At 76.2% G+C, this 277-nt stretch carries 1 protein-coding gene; it reads right to left on the reverse strand.

The window, feature by feature from the left end; translation table 11 throughout:
- The coding region (locus MFF40_RS29165) for a hypothetical protein (RefSeq protein WP_238263168.1) at positions 1 to 277 on the reverse strand (277 nt) is incomplete at both ends.

Raw genomic sequence — 277 nt, forward strand, 5'->3', positions numbered from 1 at the left:
GTCGTCCCCTCCACGCGCGAGGCCGTGACGCGCAGATCCCGCTCGGCCAGCTCGGTCAGACGGCGGCGGTGGCCTCCGGTCATCGCCGCCGGGCCGAGTCCGATCGGCGCCTCCAGCGCCGTGAAGGGGTCGGCGTCCTGTTCCACCGAGTCCAGCAGCAGCCCCGCCGTCACGGGCCCGTCCAGCGTCTCCGGGGCGACGGCGCACAGGGCCAGCACGGCCACCGGTGTCTGGACCGGTTCGGGCAGCAGCCGCAGCAGCGCCTCCGTGAGGGGCC

The organism is Methylobacterium mesophilicum (genome assembly GCF_022179445.1).
GTDB lineage: Bacteria > Pseudomonadota > Alphaproteobacteria > Rhizobiales > Beijerinckiaceae > Methylobacterium > Methylobacterium mesophilicum.